The 16,668-nt window shown below is 44.4% G+C and carries 14 protein-coding genes and 1 pseudogene; 6 read left to right on the top strand and 9 right to left on the bottom strand.

Annotated elements, in window-relative coordinates:
- Nucleotides 1-18: 18 nt before the first annotated feature.
- The 4 genes from IT781_RS16530 to IT781_RS16515 form a co-directional block, all read right to left on the bottom strand.
- On the bottom strand, nucleotides 19-267 hold the full coding sequence (locus tag IT781_RS16530) for a hypothetical protein (protein ID WP_194971282.1): 249 nt from the start codon (nucleotides 265-267) through the stop codon (nucleotides 19-21).
- Nucleotides 268-369: 102 nt separating this feature from the next.
- Nucleotides 370-1,389 carry a protein NO VEIN domain-containing protein gene (locus IT781_RS16525; protein WP_194971281.1) on the bottom strand — a complete coding sequence of 340 codons (1,020 nt, stop codon included), beginning with the start codon at nucleotides 1,387-1,389 and terminating at the stop codon, nucleotides 370-372.
- Between the two features lie 87 nt (nucleotides 1,390-1,476).
- Nucleotides 1,477-1,707: a hypothetical protein gene (locus tag IT781_RS16520; protein ID WP_194971280.1), complete on the bottom strand. Its 231-nt coding sequence runs from the start codon at nucleotides 1,705-1,707 to the stop codon at nucleotides 1,477-1,479.
- 97 nt (nucleotides 1,708-1,804) lie between these two features.
- Complete coding sequence (locus IT781_RS16515) at nucleotides 1,805-3,493, bottom strand: hypothetical protein (protein ID WP_228779222.1); 1,689 nt, start codon at nucleotides 3,491-3,493, stop codon at nucleotides 1,805-1,807.
- 615 nt (nucleotides 3,494-4,108) lie between these two features.
- On the opposite strand from IT781_RS16515, the gene IT781_RS16510 reads away from it, so the two are divergent.
- From IT781_RS16510 to IT781_RS16500, 3 genes are read left to right on the top strand one after another with little or no spacing between them, the layout of a single operon-like run.
- Nucleotides 4,109-4,912, top strand: a complete 804-nt coding sequence (locus IT781_RS16510; RefSeq protein WP_194971279.1) for a Dam family site-specific DNA-(adenine-N6)-methyltransferase — start codon at nucleotides 4,109-4,111, stop codon at nucleotides 4,910-4,912.
- A 12-nt stretch (nucleotides 4,913-4,924) separates the two neighbouring features.
- Complete coding sequence (locus IT781_RS16505; RefSeq protein ID WP_194971278.1) at nucleotides 4,925-6,919, top strand: ATP-binding protein; 1,995 nt, start codon at nucleotides 4,925-4,927, stop codon at nucleotides 6,917-6,919.
- A 12-nt stretch (nucleotides 6,920-6,931) separates the two neighbouring features.
- Complete coding sequence (locus IT781_RS16500) at nucleotides 6,932-8,275, top strand: hypothetical protein (RefSeq protein WP_194971277.1); 1,344 nt, start codon at nucleotides 6,932-6,934, stop codon at nucleotides 8,273-8,275.
- A gap of 591 nt (nucleotides 8,276-8,866) precedes the next feature.
- On the opposite strand, the gene IT781_RS16495 is transcribed toward IT781_RS16500, so the two are convergent.
- From IT781_RS16495 to IT781_RS16485, 3 genes are read right to left on the bottom strand one after another with little or no spacing between them, the layout of a single operon-like run.
- Nucleotides 8,867-9,145 (bottom strand): hypothetical protein, encoded by a 279-nt coding sequence (locus tag IT781_RS16495; protein WP_194971276.1) that lies wholly within the window; start codon nucleotides 9,143-9,145, stop codon nucleotides 8,867-8,869.
- On the bottom strand, nucleotides 9,142-10,683 hold the full coding sequence (locus IT781_RS16490) for a YfjI family protein (protein ID WP_194971275.1): 1,542 nt from the start codon (nucleotides 10,681-10,683) through the stop codon (nucleotides 9,142-9,144). Before IT781_RS16490 ends, IT781_RS16495 begins: the two co-directional genes overlap by 4 nt.
- Nucleotides 10,680-10,907, bottom strand: a complete 228-nt coding sequence (locus IT781_RS16485) for a hypothetical protein (RefSeq protein WP_194971274.1) — start codon at nucleotides 10,905-10,907, stop codon at nucleotides 10,680-10,682. Before IT781_RS16485 ends, IT781_RS16490 begins: the two co-directional genes overlap by 4 nt.
- Nucleotides 10,908-11,537: 630 nt before the next feature.
- Between IT781_RS16485 and IT781_RS16480 the strand changes: the two are divergent.
- Nucleotides 11,538-12,699, top strand: a pseudogene (locus tag IT781_RS16480) (IS3 family transposase).
- A gap of 38 nt (nucleotides 12,700-12,737) precedes the next feature.
- Here the strand turns inward: IT781_RS16480 and IT781_RS16475 are convergent.
- Nucleotides 12,738-13,829 (bottom strand): hypothetical protein, encoded by a 1,092-nt coding sequence (locus tag IT781_RS16475; protein WP_194971273.1) that lies wholly within the window; start codon nucleotides 13,827-13,829, stop codon nucleotides 12,738-12,740.
- Between the two features lie 1,547 nt (nucleotides 13,830-15,376).
- Here IT781_RS16475 and IT781_RS16470 point away from each other — a divergent pair.
- Together IT781_RS16470 and IT781_RS16465 are read left to right on the top strand one after the other, a co-directional pair.
- On the top strand, nucleotides 15,377-15,673 hold the full coding sequence (locus tag IT781_RS16470; protein WP_194971272.1) for a hypothetical protein: 297 nt from the start codon (nucleotides 15,377-15,379) through the stop codon (nucleotides 15,671-15,673).
- 257 nt (nucleotides 15,674-15,930) lie between these two features.
- A complete protein-coding gene (locus IT781_RS16465) occupies nucleotides 15,931-16,392 on the top strand; it encodes a hypothetical protein (RefSeq protein ID WP_194971271.1) in 462 nt (153 codons plus the stop codon).
- 108 nt (nucleotides 16,393-16,500) lie between these two features.
- Here IT781_RS16465 and IT781_RS22740 read toward each other — a convergent pair.
- The coding region (locus IT781_RS22740) for a GDCCVxC domain-containing (seleno)protein (protein ID WP_305076261.1) at nucleotides 16,501-16,668 on the bottom strand (168 nt) is incomplete at its 5' end.

The raw sequence follows: 16,668 nt of genomic DNA, 5'->3' as shown, positions 1-16,668 counted from the left end.
GATGATTGTTATAGGAAACTAGCCTTTATTGCAGGCTATCGGCACAAGCCATGAGGCTTTGGGCTTTTGAGTGCGGGCCTCGCCGGTAACGAGGAGGTGGGCGCCGACTTGTGTTTCGATATTGGCCACCGTGATTAAGTAGCGATCGATTTGGCTTGTTTTAGCGTCTTGGGTGTTGTGGACAATCCAAAAAACGATGGTCTTGCCGATTTTGAAAGCGGGACATCGCCTTTGAACTTTTATTGTAGTTGCGCTTCCAGGCATCATATCGCTAGTTTCCTTTTTGTTATTCCGCTCGTTACAAAGTCGGCTTTTCATTAAGAGATTTGAAAGTCTCAGGCTATTTTCTTATACCGCGAAAAACTCCTTTTACTCATCTTCAAAAGCACGCGCAGCAATCTTTTCAGTCAATTGAATACAGCCTTTGCCGCTATGCTGAACGAGAGACCATGCCCCATTGTTCTCCGCTGGCATATAGACTTCAACGTCAGAATTCTCAAGTGCATTTCGTACAACACAGACTCGATAGCTCTTTCGATTGATTTGAAGCTGGGCATATTCATTCGGCGTTAACTCAAATTGAATTACGTTGCCGATATGGCCCTTAACCTCAATAAGTAGGTACTCACCATTTTTCGAAACCTCAAGATCCCAGCCGCGATTGTCCTTTTCTACCGAGATAACCTTGTAGCCTTCTTTCTCGAAGTAAGCGGAGGTTGCGGATATGGCAGCCAGCTCTATTTGGATTACGCGATCTTTATCAGGAGCCGCCGACCATCCAGCCTTCTTCTGAGTCGGAGTCTTTGTTGCCGAGTGGCCTTTCTGTGATGAAGCAACGTACTTGCGAAGCTTAGCAACAAAGTTTGCAACCTTAATGCTATCGGAATGAGGATACCAAACGTTTGATTGACCGGGAAAGCCTTTGCCGTTCACGGGGGCATACGGTACTTCAAAGGTTCTCAAGTCTTCAGGAAGAAGTACAGCCCTATCAGCATCTACTTGGCATAGGTAGTCCAGTCTGTCCCAATCTCCAAGTCGTTTCTTTCCACGACGCTTCCTGTACTTCTTGTGGAAGACTGTTGCTCCTCTGTACCAGCCGACAACGACTTGGCGACCACCAGAGGGCTTCTTCGCGATAAATACGATATCTACATCATCAAGTTCGTCGTTTGTGCTCCATTGATCGTCTGGAGCGATTCGGCTAAGATCGACCCCTGCAAAGTGCCGAGTCATAACATAACCATAACAACGCCCGCCCTCAACGCGGAAGTTCCACATTTCTCCACCTTCGCCATGCTCCTCAATGTGAGCTCCTCCACCGGAAATCGGGCCTGCGCCGTCGTATGCAGGCATGTAACCAACGCGAAATACAAGCAAGCGAATGGGCATAGGTGCTTTTCGTAGTTCTAACGATTAAGCAGTGGGATTTGAATCGCATTGCAGCGAAGCGTTCCACACAAACGCATTGTTATGTGATTACAGAATTGGATCATCGGTATATTTCAGATCAAGCTGCATGGCGATCCGGCTTATTAACTCTTCACGTGACAATGCACGGCTTACAGTTTGGCAATTTATGTGGCGCCCTTGATCTTGACATTCACAGACCTTTTTATTCCAACTTGTATCGTCGGTCATTGGTCCAACAATGTTGAATACTTTCTTGTCACGATCGGTGACGATTAGATAGAACGCTTCAATAGGCATTTGATTCTCTTTTTACATAAACTTGAACACATAAGGTTTAAGCTCACCGGCGACCAAAGACCGTCCGATGGAGCGAGAGGCTAGTTATACATAGTGATCACCGTACCAGCGCATTCAGTTCGTCCTTGTACGCCACAATTGGCGAATACAACCTATGAAAAGCGCGACCGATAGCACCAGAGAACAAAATAAGACTGGGGTTCTTCGTTCCGCCCTGCAAAATGTGCGTGAGTGCTATTCCCGGGTACGGGTCAATGTAGAAGATAGTGGTTATTCCAAGCTGGTACGCTTTCTTAGCGCACAATTCGCAAGGGCTGGCTGTCGTAAAGAGAAATCCTCCTTCAATTGAAGATAGGCCGTACTTTGAGATTTGGAGGAATGCGTTCTCTTCGGCATGCAGAGATCGGGTGTGAACTTGGTTTTTATCATTTTTAAAGTTGTTGTATTCGGTCTTGAAGCAAAACGCCTTGTTGCGCCCATTCATTGGTATGTTATCGAAACGGACAGTGCTCTTTATAAAATGCTCCAAATATTCTTCATCGGTTCGCTCAAACTCGCTGTACGCCGAGGAATCGCGCCCTTTAATTAGATCTTCACGACTTCGAAGGTTGCACGGAACCTGTCCGTGCGGGGCATCGTTCCAACCCACCGATCGTACTGAATAATTGGTATCTGTTACTACTGCGCCGACCTGCCTGGAAATGCATCCCGAGTTAAGCTTTGCGGTGTAGGCGATTTGCATGCAACGTTCAATGCCACTAGGTGTGACAATACCTGGCCGGCGGATAAGTGATACAAACCGAATAAGTTGATTTGCTAAACCTTGAAACTCATTGACTTTCGAAGTAACGTTCGGATTGCTAATGTATAGGTCAGCGCGCTGCAGACATGCCTGAATATCCTGGACGGAATAGAAGTCTGGTTCGTCTAAGTCGTGGGGCGTGTACTCAATCTTGTCGATTGAGGCTATGTCTTCCTCTGAATATTTCAGCTGCCTTAGTCTGTTGATCCGATCCTTTTCCGGTGCAGAGACTGCTACGAGAAAAAATGATGCGTATCTATCTTGGAAGAATATTGCCTCGAGTGGGTTGCGGATTGCATCAATAACAATAAACGTCTTTTCCCCATTTTTTTTCTGTTGAGTGTGAATCTGTTTGATTACAGAGTTCATTCTCTCTGCTAATGTGAAAAACTTTCCTTCAATGAGGTTCTGATTGTACGGAGTGCCCGAGAGGCGAATGTTTCTGCCGACAGTTTGGTATAGCTTTACGAAGCCGCTTTCACCCAAGAGATTCTTAATGGCCTCGCATCGCTCAGGTAGGGTTGCTGTGTAGTAAGTTTTTGCATCTGTCTCGTTGGGCTTTTCAGCTAGCTCTTTATACGGTCCCTGGAGTCCATCTAAGAGCTTTACAAAAGCCTCTCGGGTTTCCTGCTCAGGCATCAAATCGGAGAAGGCATCAGCGACGTTAGTGGTTTCTTCATCGAGAAGAAAAGTCGTAATTAGTGCGCGAACCTGTACCAGTAGAAATGGAGTCCATGTTGTGGCGAAGTGGTGATGAATGATGCGTTCTTTTCGCTGCTCGTTTGAGCCTGGGCTCTCCCCACTGAAGAGGCTGTGCTTTATCTGGCTCTTCTGGGCTTGAAGAATACGTGCCGCAGTACTGCATCCACTACCTGTACGGCCCGTAAGTCCAAGAACAATGAAATCGTCCTCGTCACCATAGATCTTGGAGATAGCGGACTTTAAGTAGTTTGTATATGGCATTGGGCCAACGTTGCTTTGCATAGTTTGGTTCTTCCAGAAGATTCACTCGAAAGGGAATGTGGTTGTTTGGCTTGGCTACTGTATACTTAAATCCAGTAGGGACGGCTCCGCCGCAAATCGGATTCCGTTGAGCCTAACGTAATATATGCGACATCGAAATTCATATAAAAAATCTAACTTGGTCGTATATTCTTCATGACTTTTCTAATTAATTGTTTTTTGTTATTCCTAATCTAGCCAGTAGAACATGGTGTTTAGGCAAATACGACATTACATCCTTTGTCCAAAAGATTTAATAAAGTTTACTGGATTTTGCTTGCAGAATGAAATAGGCAGCTAATTTGACTAGCTACAATTGACTGATAGCAGTTATTTATTTTTTGTCTTTTAAATAATGCCAGTATAAATCTGAATATAATCCCACTTAGTATGGGGTTATAAATCCAGACTTTTACAATTTAGCTTTAGATAAAGGTAGATTGGCTATTTGCTTAGTTCTGCCTCATCCTTTTTGCTATGTGATTTATTTGGCATGTTATAAAATTGAGATATGCTGCGATATTGTTAATGTTTGCTTGCTTATTAAGTAAGTAAATTAAGTAAGTAAATTATACTAAATATTGGTAAATTCTAATAATGACACCATTCCTAAAGTGGGCCGGGGGCAAGCGCTGGTTCGTGCATAAACATACTGAATTATTGCCAAAAAAATTTAATCGCTATATCGAGCCATTCCTTGGTGGCGGTTCAATGTTTTTTCACATTAAACCGCAACATGCTCTTCTAGGAGATGCTAATCCAGATGTAATTTCTGCTTATAAAGCAATTAAGGATGATTGGAAAAACTTGGTTCAGCAATTAGAAATTCATCAGATCAATCATTCCGATCAATACTACTATCAAATACGTGCTAAAACACCTAACTGTTTAGTGGAACAGGCTTCGCGCATGATTTACCTCAATCGTACATGTTTTAACGGGATCTATAGAGTCAACAGGAATGGTTTATTTAATGTTCCTAGAGGAAGCAAGAATAGCGTGATACTTCCAACTGACGATTTCGAATCTATGGCTAATTTATTAGCAAGTGCAGATATCCGCTGCTCAGATTTCCAGAAACTCATTGATGAAGCACAAGAAGGGGATTTAATTTTTGCTGATCCTCCATATACTGTTCGACATAATCTAAATGGTTTCGTGAAGTACAATGAGAAGCTATTCTCTTGGTCCGATCAAGAACGGTTGGCTGAATCACTTCTTAGAGCCAAGGACCGTGGTGCTCAAATAGTAATGACGAATGCCAATCACGCTTCAGTAAGAGAACTTTATCAAGATAAAGATTTTAAATTTCTCACTGTTTCAAGAGCTTCATCAATTTCTGCCTCGACTAAGAGCCGAAAAAGATTTGAAGAACTTGTAATTCTTTCCCATTCTTCATAATCAAGAATATAAATGACTACTCTATCTGCTCTAGTAAATACGACTGTAACACAAGATAATCCTATCGATGCTCTTCGTGCTTTTTTGGCAAATGAAGTGAATATGGAAAATGCTAAGCAAGTTGAAAAGATGAGGTTTGTTGGCTATGTCCTAGAACTTGGTTATGACAGTGCGAAAATTATTACCAGTGACCCATATAAACTGGCTGTCGGAGGAATCCCTAGGGGCTCTTTTTTAATTATGACCCCCATTAATGCTAATAATGCGCCACCTCATTTTACTCTCTTAAGAGTAACTGGAGTATCGCCTACACCGTTGAGCAATCAAGTGCAGCAGACCTATTTCGAGTTACACAAAAAATCTATGCCGGAGCTCGATGTCTGGACACAGAGTGAATTGCAATGGGGAGCTCTAGATTGTGATGTGCTTGGCATGTTCTACGCCAATCCTACTAATACGAAAGAGTTGGCATTCTCTGGTGATGTGAACAACGTTGTCAGCGCCCACCGTTATAAAGTGTTTGCTCCAGACGATGCTCTACTTGAATTGATTGTGAATGGTATCGTGAAACCCGAAAACCAATTCGATATCGGTACGCTACGAACTATGGAATGTGGGTTGTTTAGTACTGGATCAGCCAGTAAGATCCCCGTCAATATTTCTATGCGGGATTTCAAAGGTTGCCGTACAGCTATGTTTGGCAAGACTCGTTTAGGTAAGTCTAATGTGGTTAAGCTGATCGCCCAAGGCATGCTAGAAGCAACAAAAAACGAAAACAGCGTTGGACAACTCATATTCGACGTAAACGGCGAGTATGCCAACGACAATCCGCAGGATGGTAACGCCTCAATTCGGTCAGCTTATGAAAATCGTTGTCAGGTATATGCATTGACTGAGCGAAAAGACACCCCATCCAACCCTTTGCGCCTCAACTTCTATGAGCAGCCAGATTCTTGTATTGAGATCCTGGCGTCAATGCTTGAACAGGACAACAGAACGTCAAATTATGTTCGGAGCTTTGCAAACGTTAAGTTGCCCTCCATCGAGTCAATAGCCTCTCTCGATTTTAAGGAGAAAGCACGCCCCATCCGCAAGATTCAAATGTACTGGGCGATATTAAAAAAGGCTGGTTTCCCAGCTGATGAGTCACGGTTACGGGCAAAGGGACTTATTAGTCCTCATACCAAGCACTTCGATCCGCACTTTAACAAGGATCTACGTATCGCGGCATATCAAGAAATCCGAAACACTGTGCCAGCGGATGAGCCTAATACACTGGAGGAACTGGTAAGTGAGTTAGAGGTGATATCGCAATTTCGTCGCGACACTCCCAATCATCCTGAATTAAACAGCAAAGGAAAAGCTATGTTCGATGCGGACGATACTGCATTGCTGGACTTTCTTAGCCCTTCAAGTGGTTCTGGTCCAACCATCCTTCGTGCATACTTGGGCTTTCATGCCTCAAACGCTGGTGATTTCGTGACTGAGATACTTAAATTTTTGGATGCGGGGAAAACTGTCATACTCGACTTAGGCAATGCTACTGATCAGATTCGCCGATATTTTTCAGACATGTTGTCAAAAGCTGTATTTGGTCATCAAGAAAAGAAGTTCGTCAGCAATAGTCTAGGTCAGCACTTTGTCCAACTGTATTTTGAGGAAGCGCATAATCTCTTTCCACCAGATAGCAAAGATCTCACTGGTGTCTATGCTAGGTTTGCCAAAGAGGGCGCAAAATTTCACATCGGCATGGTCTATTCGACACAATCCCCTTCCACTATTAATCGAGAATTGCTAGCTCAAACGGAAAACTTCTTTGTCGGTCATTTATCCAGCCAGGACGAAACCAAGGCACTCGCACGTGTACAAATAGCCTTTGCTGGCATCGAGGATGACATCTTACGAGCTAAAACGCCAGGGTATATGCGTATGCTCACTATGTCGCATCGTTTTGTCATACCGATGCAAGCGCATAAGTTTGAAGTTAAAGCCCCAGAACAGGATTAAGGAGAAAACGATATGGCTTATTCGCAAGGTACGCGTCTTCCAGGTGAGTCTGCCTCTAAGCTTGGTCATTTAGCTGTTATTACCAGCAAATGGGTTAAAGCGCTAGTGGGTGAGTTCGAGCACGCTAGTAGTGCAACATCTGATCCTGCTAAAACGACTTGGCAATCGTTTGATGCTGTCGACGTAATGCCTCTACGTAATGTATGGGCGGTCGACGGCTCCTATGTTTCTATCCAATCGGCACAAAAACCGCCTAAGGAAGTAGCATTTGTCAAAACAGCCCTTTTCACAGTAGATCGTGCTCGCTTAGATACCATCGATAAAGAACATCCTCATCCATTGCTCCTCCAAGATGTATTGACCAGCAGTGCTGTTTTTCACGCTACAGTGTTTCCACTTAAGAATGTGCGGACATCATTAGGTTCTAATTATGATGCCGTGCGACATATCGTTCATGACTCTATGCAGATTGATGAAAACGGTGCGTTCTACGAAACATTAAAGTGGCTTGCTTATCGTAAATGGGAAACTACTCTTCACGCTTCATCTCCGGCATTTGAATGTCCGCATTGTCATCAGAAGCTTGAGACAGGTTTACCTTATGATGCGGACGAAGGTAATTGTCCAAATTGTAATAATTTGGTTTTTTTATCAGATATGCTGGGCTTTCATTTGGATATGGACGAAGATAGTGCTCCAGATTCCGTAGCATCAGCATACATGCTCATTATGGAACATCTAATGCTGTTCACTGCAATTCGATTACTATGGGGGCATACAGATAAATCACTAGTTAGCGAAACGCTATTCATCAAGGATGGGCCGCTGACTCTTCGTAGCCAATATTCTAAGATTGTTCCCAATATCCGTGCCTTTTTACAGCACGCTAAGGGTATTGGGCGTCCATTACATATTAGTGGACAAGAAAAAAGCGGTGCTTTCTTTGATCATTTGGCATCAATTGCGCGATTTCCAGCTCCTCATGCGCGAGGCGAGCCTATGGCTTACGCCGTTCTATCTCACGATTACGTTCGGCGTGAGGTATACCGTTCGCCAGATCTCTCTAATCCCTATGGCAAAAGGACAAATTGGGGTGAGAAGCTTTATCTAAAGATGGATCCGAATACTTATATGGTTTTAAATGTTCCGACAGGAGATTACAACGAGGCAGGTGCTTTCCCAACAGATAACGATTTGATTGGCCTATCTCGCATCCTGGCCACTTTACCAAGTTTAGTCAGCCATAAATTTGAAGGCGCACTTTTCCCTATAGAGTTAGCAAACGGTATCGCATCCATGTCAAGCTATCCTTCAGCTGCAATTTTGCAACGTTTTGTGGAAGACCAGGCATCTTAAATGTAAAACATTGGATAATAACAAGGCCTTAGACTGCCTTGTTATTATCCCGTCATTTGATAAATATATATAAACTCCAATTCGTTCACCTGTGCTAACGCAGCCAAAACGGTCATCCTTATTATTTTTTAAAGAGGATGAACAATGGCAATACGAAAACAGTAGCCCGATCATATAGAAACTGGCAACGTAACAGTCTAAAGCAGTCAACCTATTGTCGGCAGCATGACTTGAATACCCATACGTTTTTCCGGCTGTCTGTCTAATCATGAAATATATTGGCCAAGCTGCTCAAAGATCTGATCGACCTGCAACGGGCGCAACAACAGTTTTCATACTCCCTGATTCAATCATCACTGTTAGGATAAGCAATAGTCCAAATTCGCCTTAATGGAAATTCAGCACGAATACTGGCATCGAGTTTTTCAAAATTATCTAAGAGCTGCTCGATTAAATCGTCACGATCCCATAATCTGACACGAAAAAATTGGGTTGCTTTTTTATCGACACTGGTTGTTAATCACCATGCAAAATTTACTAAGCAACCATAGCAATCAACATTGAAAATTTTCCAGACACCAAGAGTACTGCTTAGGAAATCAATACTTTATGACACATCAAGCTGATAAAATAGTGTTGATAGCTAGAAAATATTGAGCGTTGATTTACAAAATTGCTGCATATTGAACAATGCTGTCTATTATCATCTGCATCAGTGACAGGTACTTGGCAGTGTATGACTTCAATTTTCTGAAAATGGCTACTTTGAATACTGCCAAAGCTGCCAAAAGGGCTTTTGACAGTTTTAGCAGTACCTTCCGTAGTGTTTTTTTCAAGCTCTATGGCTCTCAGGCGCTCCAAATAGCTCATATGTCAAACCCTTTCGGGCTGGCTTCATAGACAGTTGCCGTACGCCCTAGGGTTTCCTGTTTGGTTATACGTAACCAGTCCAGTTCAACCAACAATTGCAAGGCTTCAGCCACTAGCTCACGGTCAGACAGCATTGCCCAACCGGGCCGCCATACGTCTCGGCTGGAAAATTTTGTTGCCAAATCGCCTTTACGTAATCGATAAATAATCGCTTTAGCCGCCGCTATTTCCGGTGTAGTCACACTGGCGTAAGCCCGTCGCGCATGAGTCTCGAGATATTCTGACCATGCTAGTGCTTGCACCACTGCTCGTTCCGATACCTGCCCCGTGTCGCCATTGGCAAGGTGTAAGATCAACGCCAGTCCCGGCACTAATTTGCGGTATTTAGCCAAGTGGGACTCCAGTGCCGGATGCAATTCACCGTTGCGCAAGCGTGCTTCCAGACCAATACGCCAAGCCAAAAACAATTCCAGCCCAGCAGGATCAAATCGCAAATAAGGTATGCCATCCGCTTCTCCACGATGATCAACATCTTGCTGAGTACCAATAGCAGCTGGTTCAAGTTTGTCTAGATAGTCGAACACTCGGTTGGATTCATGCTTGGCATCGCTATCGGGCCAGCGGTCCACATCGCGCCACTCGCCACCGATATCCGGCCACACCAACAGGCCAAAGCGCTGAATTAGGCCATCATCCGCTGATCCGCCGCGCACGGCATGGCGAATGTAGTCGGCAATTCGGCCCGGCTGCGTCGAACCCAACAAAGACAAACAAACCGCCGGAATATGCAGATTCATTCCTCGTGTGATGCGATCGAAAGTGTAGGCGCTATCTCCATTCCATCCGGTTAAATAAAAACCTCTTGCCTCGGCGTTGTCTTCTCGATCCAGCGATTTCAACAATGAGACCAGTTCGTCACGAAACACCAATATTCCGTTGTGATTCTGCCTGTGTAATTCACCCAACGCAGCGGCCGTCGTATCATTGGCAATATAGCGCCTTAATACAGGAACTTCGGGCTCTTCTCCTTCCAAATAGCCAGAAACATCAGCATTTGGATCTTTGGAAAGCGCCTTACGTGCCACTTTTTCGCCTTCATCAGCTTTCAATTTAGCCAGTTTGACCGCAATCTTGTGTTCCTGCATTTCCATTTGATGCAATTCGGTCGCTTGAGTAGCTAAGCGCTTCAGTGGCGACAACGCAGCCTCCATGGCAGGCGATTTCAATACGCCCGGACGACCTATCACCAGCCCCCATTGATTTGCCGTTACTGTCCAATCAGTATGGGCCTGTGGACGAATGCCTAGTTTGCGGCCAATGACTGAACCCAAACCGGTCATAATGGTTACACCTACGTAATCAGGTGCACATTGGATACGTTCGCAAATATCAAGTGCCCAAGGCCTTAGCGTATCGGGCAGCAGCGCAAAATCAAAAGCAGCCACGTTTGGCAAACCTTCCGATAAAGGCTGTGGCTCTGGCCACGGAAAAAACGGGGCATTAATACCGAGTTCGTCCACCTTTTTTAGCAAACTCATCGAAAAATTTCCGCATTAGGGCACATTACATATTGATAGACCTGCAAGGTGTAGTATTTGTCAGCATCAGACATAACGTCCTTAATCTGGAAATCATTCCAAGCCACCAGCAGAAAACAAGCGGCTTCCCATACCAAGGCAATTTGATTAAAATCTGATATGCAAATGTTCTGTCGAGCCGTTTGGGTGTCCCCACACCCGGCGGCTTCATTATATTTGGTCATGTTCCCTCCGTGCGCTGAAAAGCAGCATTGAGTTGGTATAAAAGATCGCTATAAAAAACAGCATCGATTTAAAATACTGACGCTGTATTTCATAAATTCACTGTAGTTATTGGCTATAAGCCTCGTAAACTCTGAATGTCATCCGCATAGCCCATGCGATATTGACTATCTGTGCCCGATCATCCGAATCGGTAGCCGATAAACATAGGTGCGAAACCGTGCAGAATTACATGCCCCTACGATCAGCCAAACACTGAATGAATGTTGGAATGTGGACTAGGAAATTTCTTGAGGTGACTTTCACGAAAGCTTTCGCAAATCCATTAATCTCGCGATTCTTGAATAACCAGTTAAATTCTGATTCCCTCAGAGGATTATCAGGGTGCTTGGAAAATTTCTCTTTGGGACAATACTCACTTAATGAAGCGTTAGTGGTAGAGATAGGATTAGTTTGTGTCATTTGATAACCTCGCTGAGTTGTATGAAATCGCAAGGCTATGTTAATTAGGTCGACAAGCCTTAACTTGTTAATGTCCATATTGTCCAAAAAATTAATTAACATCCAACTGATCTTGCCCTGATCTAGCGGACACTCGGTTAAGAGAGTAATCTCTAAACCCGAGGTCAACAATGAAAACCAAAAAAGAATCAACACTGGCAGCTGCTCGCTGCAAATATACAGTACAGTTTAAGGAACAGAAGCTGGAGCGTGCAGAACGAGATGGCATTTCCAGGGTGGCTCAAGATTTAGGGCTTTCCGAGTCGATGTTGTATTCATGGCGAGCCAAACGTCATCAAACAGGCCAGGCATTCGAAGATCAGAAGCTTCAACAAGCTGAAATAGCGCGTCTCAAACGAGAGAATTCACGTCTTGAAGAGGAAGTCGCTTTCCTAAAAAAGGCGGCAGCGTACTTCGCGAAGCTCCCCAAGTGAAGTACGCCATGATCAAGACTAACGAAAATCAATTCCCCATCGGTATGATGTGCCGCATGATATCAGTTTCACGTAGTGGCTATTACCGCTGGAGACACAGGCCGCTTTCCGATAGAAACCAAAAGAATCAATGGCTGGCTAAAGACATTAAACGCATCTTTGATGATGAGAAAGGCTGACTTGGCTCACCCAGAATCACTCGGCGGCTCCGGGCAGAAGGTAAATCAGCCAGTCGGCACCGAGTGGCCAGAATTATGCGAAGCAACGGCTGGCGGGCAAAAGCGGTCAGGAAATACAAGGCTACAACCAATAGCAATCACACATTGCCAGTTGCACCTAACCTGTTGGAACAGAATTTTACAGCGGATGTCCACTAATCAAAAGTGGGTATCCGACATAACCTCTATTTGGACAGAAGAAGGTTGGCTGTATTTGGCGGTGGTGCTTGAGCTTTATTCACGCCGAGTGATTGGCTGAGCAATCGCCGAACGCATGACTGCAGCGCTGGTGTGTGATGCGCTGATGTGGCTTTATGGCGGCGCCACATGTCGAAAGATGTGATCGTTCATTCTGCGTCCGAGGCAGCCAGTATTGTTCTGCCGCTTACCAGAGATTTATCTCAAAACACCCATTGATTTGCAGCATGAGCAAGAAAGGCGACTGTTACGATAACGCGGCAATGGAAAGCTGGAACCACAGTTTTAAAGTTGAAGCCGTTCATGGTGAACGGTTTTTGACTCGAGCAGATGCCAAGCATCAAGCGTTCGACTATATTGAGGTGTATTACAATCGCAAAAGGCTCCACTCCAAATTTGGCTATCTCAGCTCGGAAGCTTTTGAAGCTAACAAAGTCGCTTAGTCGAGTGTCTATAAAATCAGGACAAGCTCAATAACTCATTAATTCTCATTATCAAATTTTTCCTTCCATTTTTCTATTAGACTCAATGAATTCTTTATCCCAATTTCAAGGGCATCTTCAGTCCCTCCAAAGTACCGTTTAAACCTTTTAGCAAAAAGCTCTCTATCTATTGGGTGATCTACCCCCGGAATATACAGCTCTACAACTTTCTTACCTCTAAGATTTCCGGTGATATTAGTTCCATGTGGAGGAGTATCATACATAAATTTCATCAGCTCCTGCCATTTTGGAGCGCGATTATACTGTGATACAAAATTTTGAAAACTGGTGTACATTTCTTCTTGTCCTTCGCGTCGTCGCCGCCTTCGGGCTATTGCCTGAGCCATATTAAGCCGTGCCCGATTTTTATCGGCCAAGACAGATGTTGGTATCTCTCCATGTTCTTTTATGAAGTAAAGATATTCTTTATACCAAGTTAAGCTTTGTATCTGCACTGCGGCAAGCCATTTTTGATTAAAGTAATCATCAATATTCGGATAATCATCCTCTAGACTGTATGTTTTACCCTCATCATCCTCAAATTCTGGCTCTAATTGGTAACTTAAAAATATAGCTTTTAAATACTCATGGCTTAAGTGATTGTATGATAAGCCCCTTGTCTCTTCGCAATCAATTATATAGCGATGAAGCTCTTCATATATAATGAAATCAGGCCAAGATCCTCTTATTAACTCTGAATAAAGAGTTGGTATTTCTTCGACCAAAATCCCTATTGCATTCTGTGGTATTTCATTTTTGCCATAATGAAATAATAGATCAATCTTTTCGATCAAATAAGAAGCAAGCGAGCGTTTATCAATGGTTCTATAAAAAGAGGAACGATTATCGTACTTTAAAAAATTAAATGTCGCTAATGCACACTTCTCCCAAAAATGGATCGCACATCTTCTTCCAATTTCAGCGGGCGTCAAAGATTGATATATCTTGATCGCCATAGGCAATGTTTTTACTCTTGGCGGAATTTCATTATAAAAAAACGATTTTAAGTTAACTAATAAAGGATTTGATTCTTCATCATTAGCTTCTAGAACCTCATTTTCAGCTAGATTGTATAATAGTTCTTCGTCCATTTTATTGTGATTGGCTAATACAAATTATTAGCTCACTCCCATCTGTCTTGTAATTGTAATTAATCTAGTACTCAGTCATTCTTTTAATGTCGGGTAAAGTTTTTTCAACTTTACCCGAGCCTCTTCAGTAGTGAATCACTAGTCCATAGGGCGGGCCATGGTGTTTCTATTGTCGGGCCACGGGCAACTCCGCTTGGGGATTAATTGAGGCTTTGCGCTGTGCCCGATCTAGCCACCGAGCACTTTGGCTAAAAAATCGTTTTCCACCGTCAGCTGGCCAATCTTGGCGTGCAACTCTTTGATCCTGTTTTCTTCATTCGCTTCGCCGGGCGAATCTTTGGCAAAGAGCTGGCTGACATTGTCTGCTAACTGCTGCTTCCATTGGGTAATCTGATTCGGATGCGCGTCAAATTGCTGGATAAGCTCTGATAACGTTTATCGCCTTTTAATGCCGCTAACGCCACTTTGGCTTTAAACTCGGCCGAGTGATTTCTTCTTTTTTGCTCATTGTTCTTTCCTCATGCTTTGAGATCATAATAAAGCAGTTTTATCACTTAAGCGACTGTCTAATTTTTTGGGTCCATTTCTCAAAATCTATTTATGCCACCAAGTGGCGATATCAAATACAGTCTTTATAAAGAGTAAATGTCCGTTTTTAAAAATGGCGAACGCTACTATCGCACCCAAGCTTTCAATCGTCGATCTGTCTATATCAGCCGATAGAAATATTTGATGCCTTTGATACCGTTAAAACGATTGTCAACTTAAAAGGGCAGTGTGCATGCAAAGGAGCGTTTTATATCTCAGAAAAATATGTCGTTATGAGATGTAAGGAGCTGTTTGCAATTAAATGCAGTAGTATGACATACCCTTTTGATTTTCAAATAAAAATACAATTGACAAGGAGTACTCTATTAGTCAGAATTGTTCCTGCTTATAGAATTTTCCAGGGTGGAACTTTCTGCAACTGCCAGTTCAGCAGTCTAAATAAGGAATCGCAACCAGCCCATGATGGCCCTTCAGGGTGGCAACGGACGCAGCTGGCATATATTTATTTGTATTTTCCAGGCTCGACGCATTACGCTAGAGCATTTTTGTATGAATGGGGCTTCGACAGAAGCGCCAGAGATGGTTCGATGTTCATCGCAACCTTGATGCCGGGATCAGGCTGACTCGCCCGATCTTCAGGCCCTTCTATATACGGTTTCTTGGCAGGGAACTCGTATCGCGCTCACGTGCGCCCCGACAATTGCCAATAGCACCGCGCTAGTAGATTTTTTCCAACGGTGGTGTTGCCGTTGCGCTGCGCCTTTTATGGCGTTGCACAGAAAGCTTGTGCCGGAACCCCGGTTCCCCAAGCTGGATACCGATTTATCGGTGGCGGCAATGAGCTATTGACGATTGATGCAAGTGTTTCGTCTTCTACAGAGTCGGGAAGCAGCAGGCTTCTCATGCAGAATGGCCGAATACCTTGATTTATCCCGTAAGAATCCCCTGCGACTGCTCGTTGGCTATCGTTTTTAATGGTAGCTGCCATGCCTTTTCGAATGGCTGACCTGAGCTTTTGTGGCAGTCGATTCTTTGTTCACCTGAAAATGCGCCCAGTCGATCGACCAGGTTCGTTTTTCATTTCGCGACTCGCTTTGTTCCCGGCTTTTGCCTTTGAAAAACAGAAACAGTCAAATTTCTTCTTAATTCAACTTAATAATCAACCGGTTACACACAAAATCGCTGTGGGTTTTTCCGGGGCACGCCTTTCCAGGAGCCATGATGGGGCCGAGTTCATTGTCGCGTTGGGACAATGGATGCGTCTGACCAGCACCCCTAGCCCTGCAAGGTATTAACTGCTCGCATTGCGCAGCGAGTAACAAGACGCGCAAATCCCTACGATGTGCACACAGTTGCAGAACCTGTGGTTCATGCGTCAACACTCACCGTTGCGAGAATGGTCCTGTGTACAAAGAGGGGTTGGAGCCGGGGTCCCCTGCTCGCAACGTAAAAAACACCATGGCCGACCCGGCTCCGTTTCAAAGCGGATGACCTGATCTGTTTTGAAACGGAGCTGAATGCCATCCATAAATTGATTGAAGGATAACAACAGATGCATACAAAAAATCACCCTCGTATGGCGACGGGACGCCAACGAAAAACCACCCGAAACTTCGGCATCGGCACCCGGGACCTGCTGCGGGCCGGAAAACTCTGGTCACACGCATCGGCTAAGGCCTTTGCCACGCGCGGCACCCTGGCCGAGCGCTGGACCGTGTTCGCCAAATGGCTTGAGAATGAGCATAGTATTTTCAAAATGGAGACCATCACGCCAGAGCACCTGATTCAATATGGCGACCATTTAAAAGCCCGGATCAATCAAGGCGATCTCAAGCCGTCTACGGCGCAGCTGTATGTGTATCGGCTCGCATTTGAAAATGGTCGGGCTCGCAATTATCCTCAGTTTCGGCTCGGATTAGCTGCGACTGAAAGTCCGGCTCGGCTTACAATAAATGCCACTGAGCTTGCATTTACCCGCATGGGCTCGCATTCCATTTCCATGGGCTCATTCTAATTGCGAATGAAATTCGGGCTTCAGTCATCCATCCTGGACGCGAAGCATCCAACTGACAGCCGATCAAACCATGGAACCAATCATCTTGTTTAGCCTGACGCGACTATCCTATCTGTCGCAACAGGAAGTCTGTTGCTGGATCGGCGGACATTTAACCGAACCGTAAGAGCAAAACACGCAGCAATCCCCCAGCTTTGGTTTGAGCAATGTACCGCAGGATCTGCATTCATAGAAAAACTGGCAGGCATCGGTCGGCATGGTTTCCGTTTCGGCATG

The sequence above is a fragment of the Methylobacter sp. BlB1 genome (assembly GCF_015476545.1).
Taxonomy (GTDB): Bacteria; Pseudomonadota; Gammaproteobacteria; order Methylococcales; family Methylomonadaceae; genus Methylobacter.
This window is presented reverse-complemented; position numbering and strand designations above follow the sequence as displayed.

Bases quoted from the DNA above. Each gene is read 5' to 3' on its own strand.
- IT781_RS16525 (WP_194971281.1), bottom strand. From the start codon at position 1,389: ATGCCCATTCGCTTGCTTGTATTTCGCGTTGGTTACATGCCTGCATAC.
- IT781_RS16515 (WP_228779222.1), bottom strand. From the start codon at position 3,493: ATGCAAAGCAACGTTGGCCCAATGCCATATACAAACTACTTAAAGTCC.
- IT781_RS16510 (WP_194971279.1), top strand. From the start codon at position 4,109: ATGACACCATTCCTAAAGTGGGCCGGGGGCAAGCGCTGGTTCGTGCAT.
- IT781_RS16465 (WP_194971271.1), top strand. From the start codon at position 15,931: ATGCATACAAAAAATCACCCTCGTATGGCGACGGGACGCCAACGAAAA.
- IT781_RS16530 (WP_194971282.1), bottom strand. From the start codon at position 267: ATGATGCCTGGAAGCGCAACTACAATAAAAGTTCAAAGGCGATGTCCC.
- IT781_RS16505 (WP_194971278.1), top strand. From the start codon at position 4,925: ATGACTACTCTATCTGCTCTAGTAAATACGACTGTAACACAAGATAAT.
- IT781_RS16490 (WP_194971275.1), bottom strand. From the start codon at position 10,683: ATGAGTTTGCTAAAAAAGGTGGACGAACTCGGTATTAATGCCCCGTTT.
- IT781_RS16520 (WP_194971280.1), bottom strand. From the start codon at position 1,707: ATGCCTATTGAAGCGTTCTATCTAATCGTCACCGATCGTGACAAGAAA.
- IT781_RS16475 (WP_194971273.1), bottom strand. From the start codon at position 13,829: ATGGACGAAGAACTATTATACAATCTAGCTGAAAATGAGGTTCTAGAA.
- IT781_RS16500 (WP_194971277.1), top strand. From the start codon at position 6,932: ATGGCTTATTCGCAAGGTACGCGTCTTCCAGGTGAGTCTGCCTCTAAG.
- IT781_RS16470 (WP_194971272.1), top strand. From the start codon at position 15,377: ATGGCTGACCTGAGCTTTTGTGGCAGTCGATTCTTTGTTCACCTGAAA.
- IT781_RS16495 (WP_194971276.1), bottom strand. From the start codon at position 9,145: ATGAGCTATTTGGAGCGCCTGAGAGCCATAGAGCTTGAAAAAAACACT.
- IT781_RS16485 (WP_194971274.1), bottom strand. From the start codon at position 10,907: ATGACCAAATATAATGAAGCCGCCGGGTGTGGGGACACCCAAACGGCT.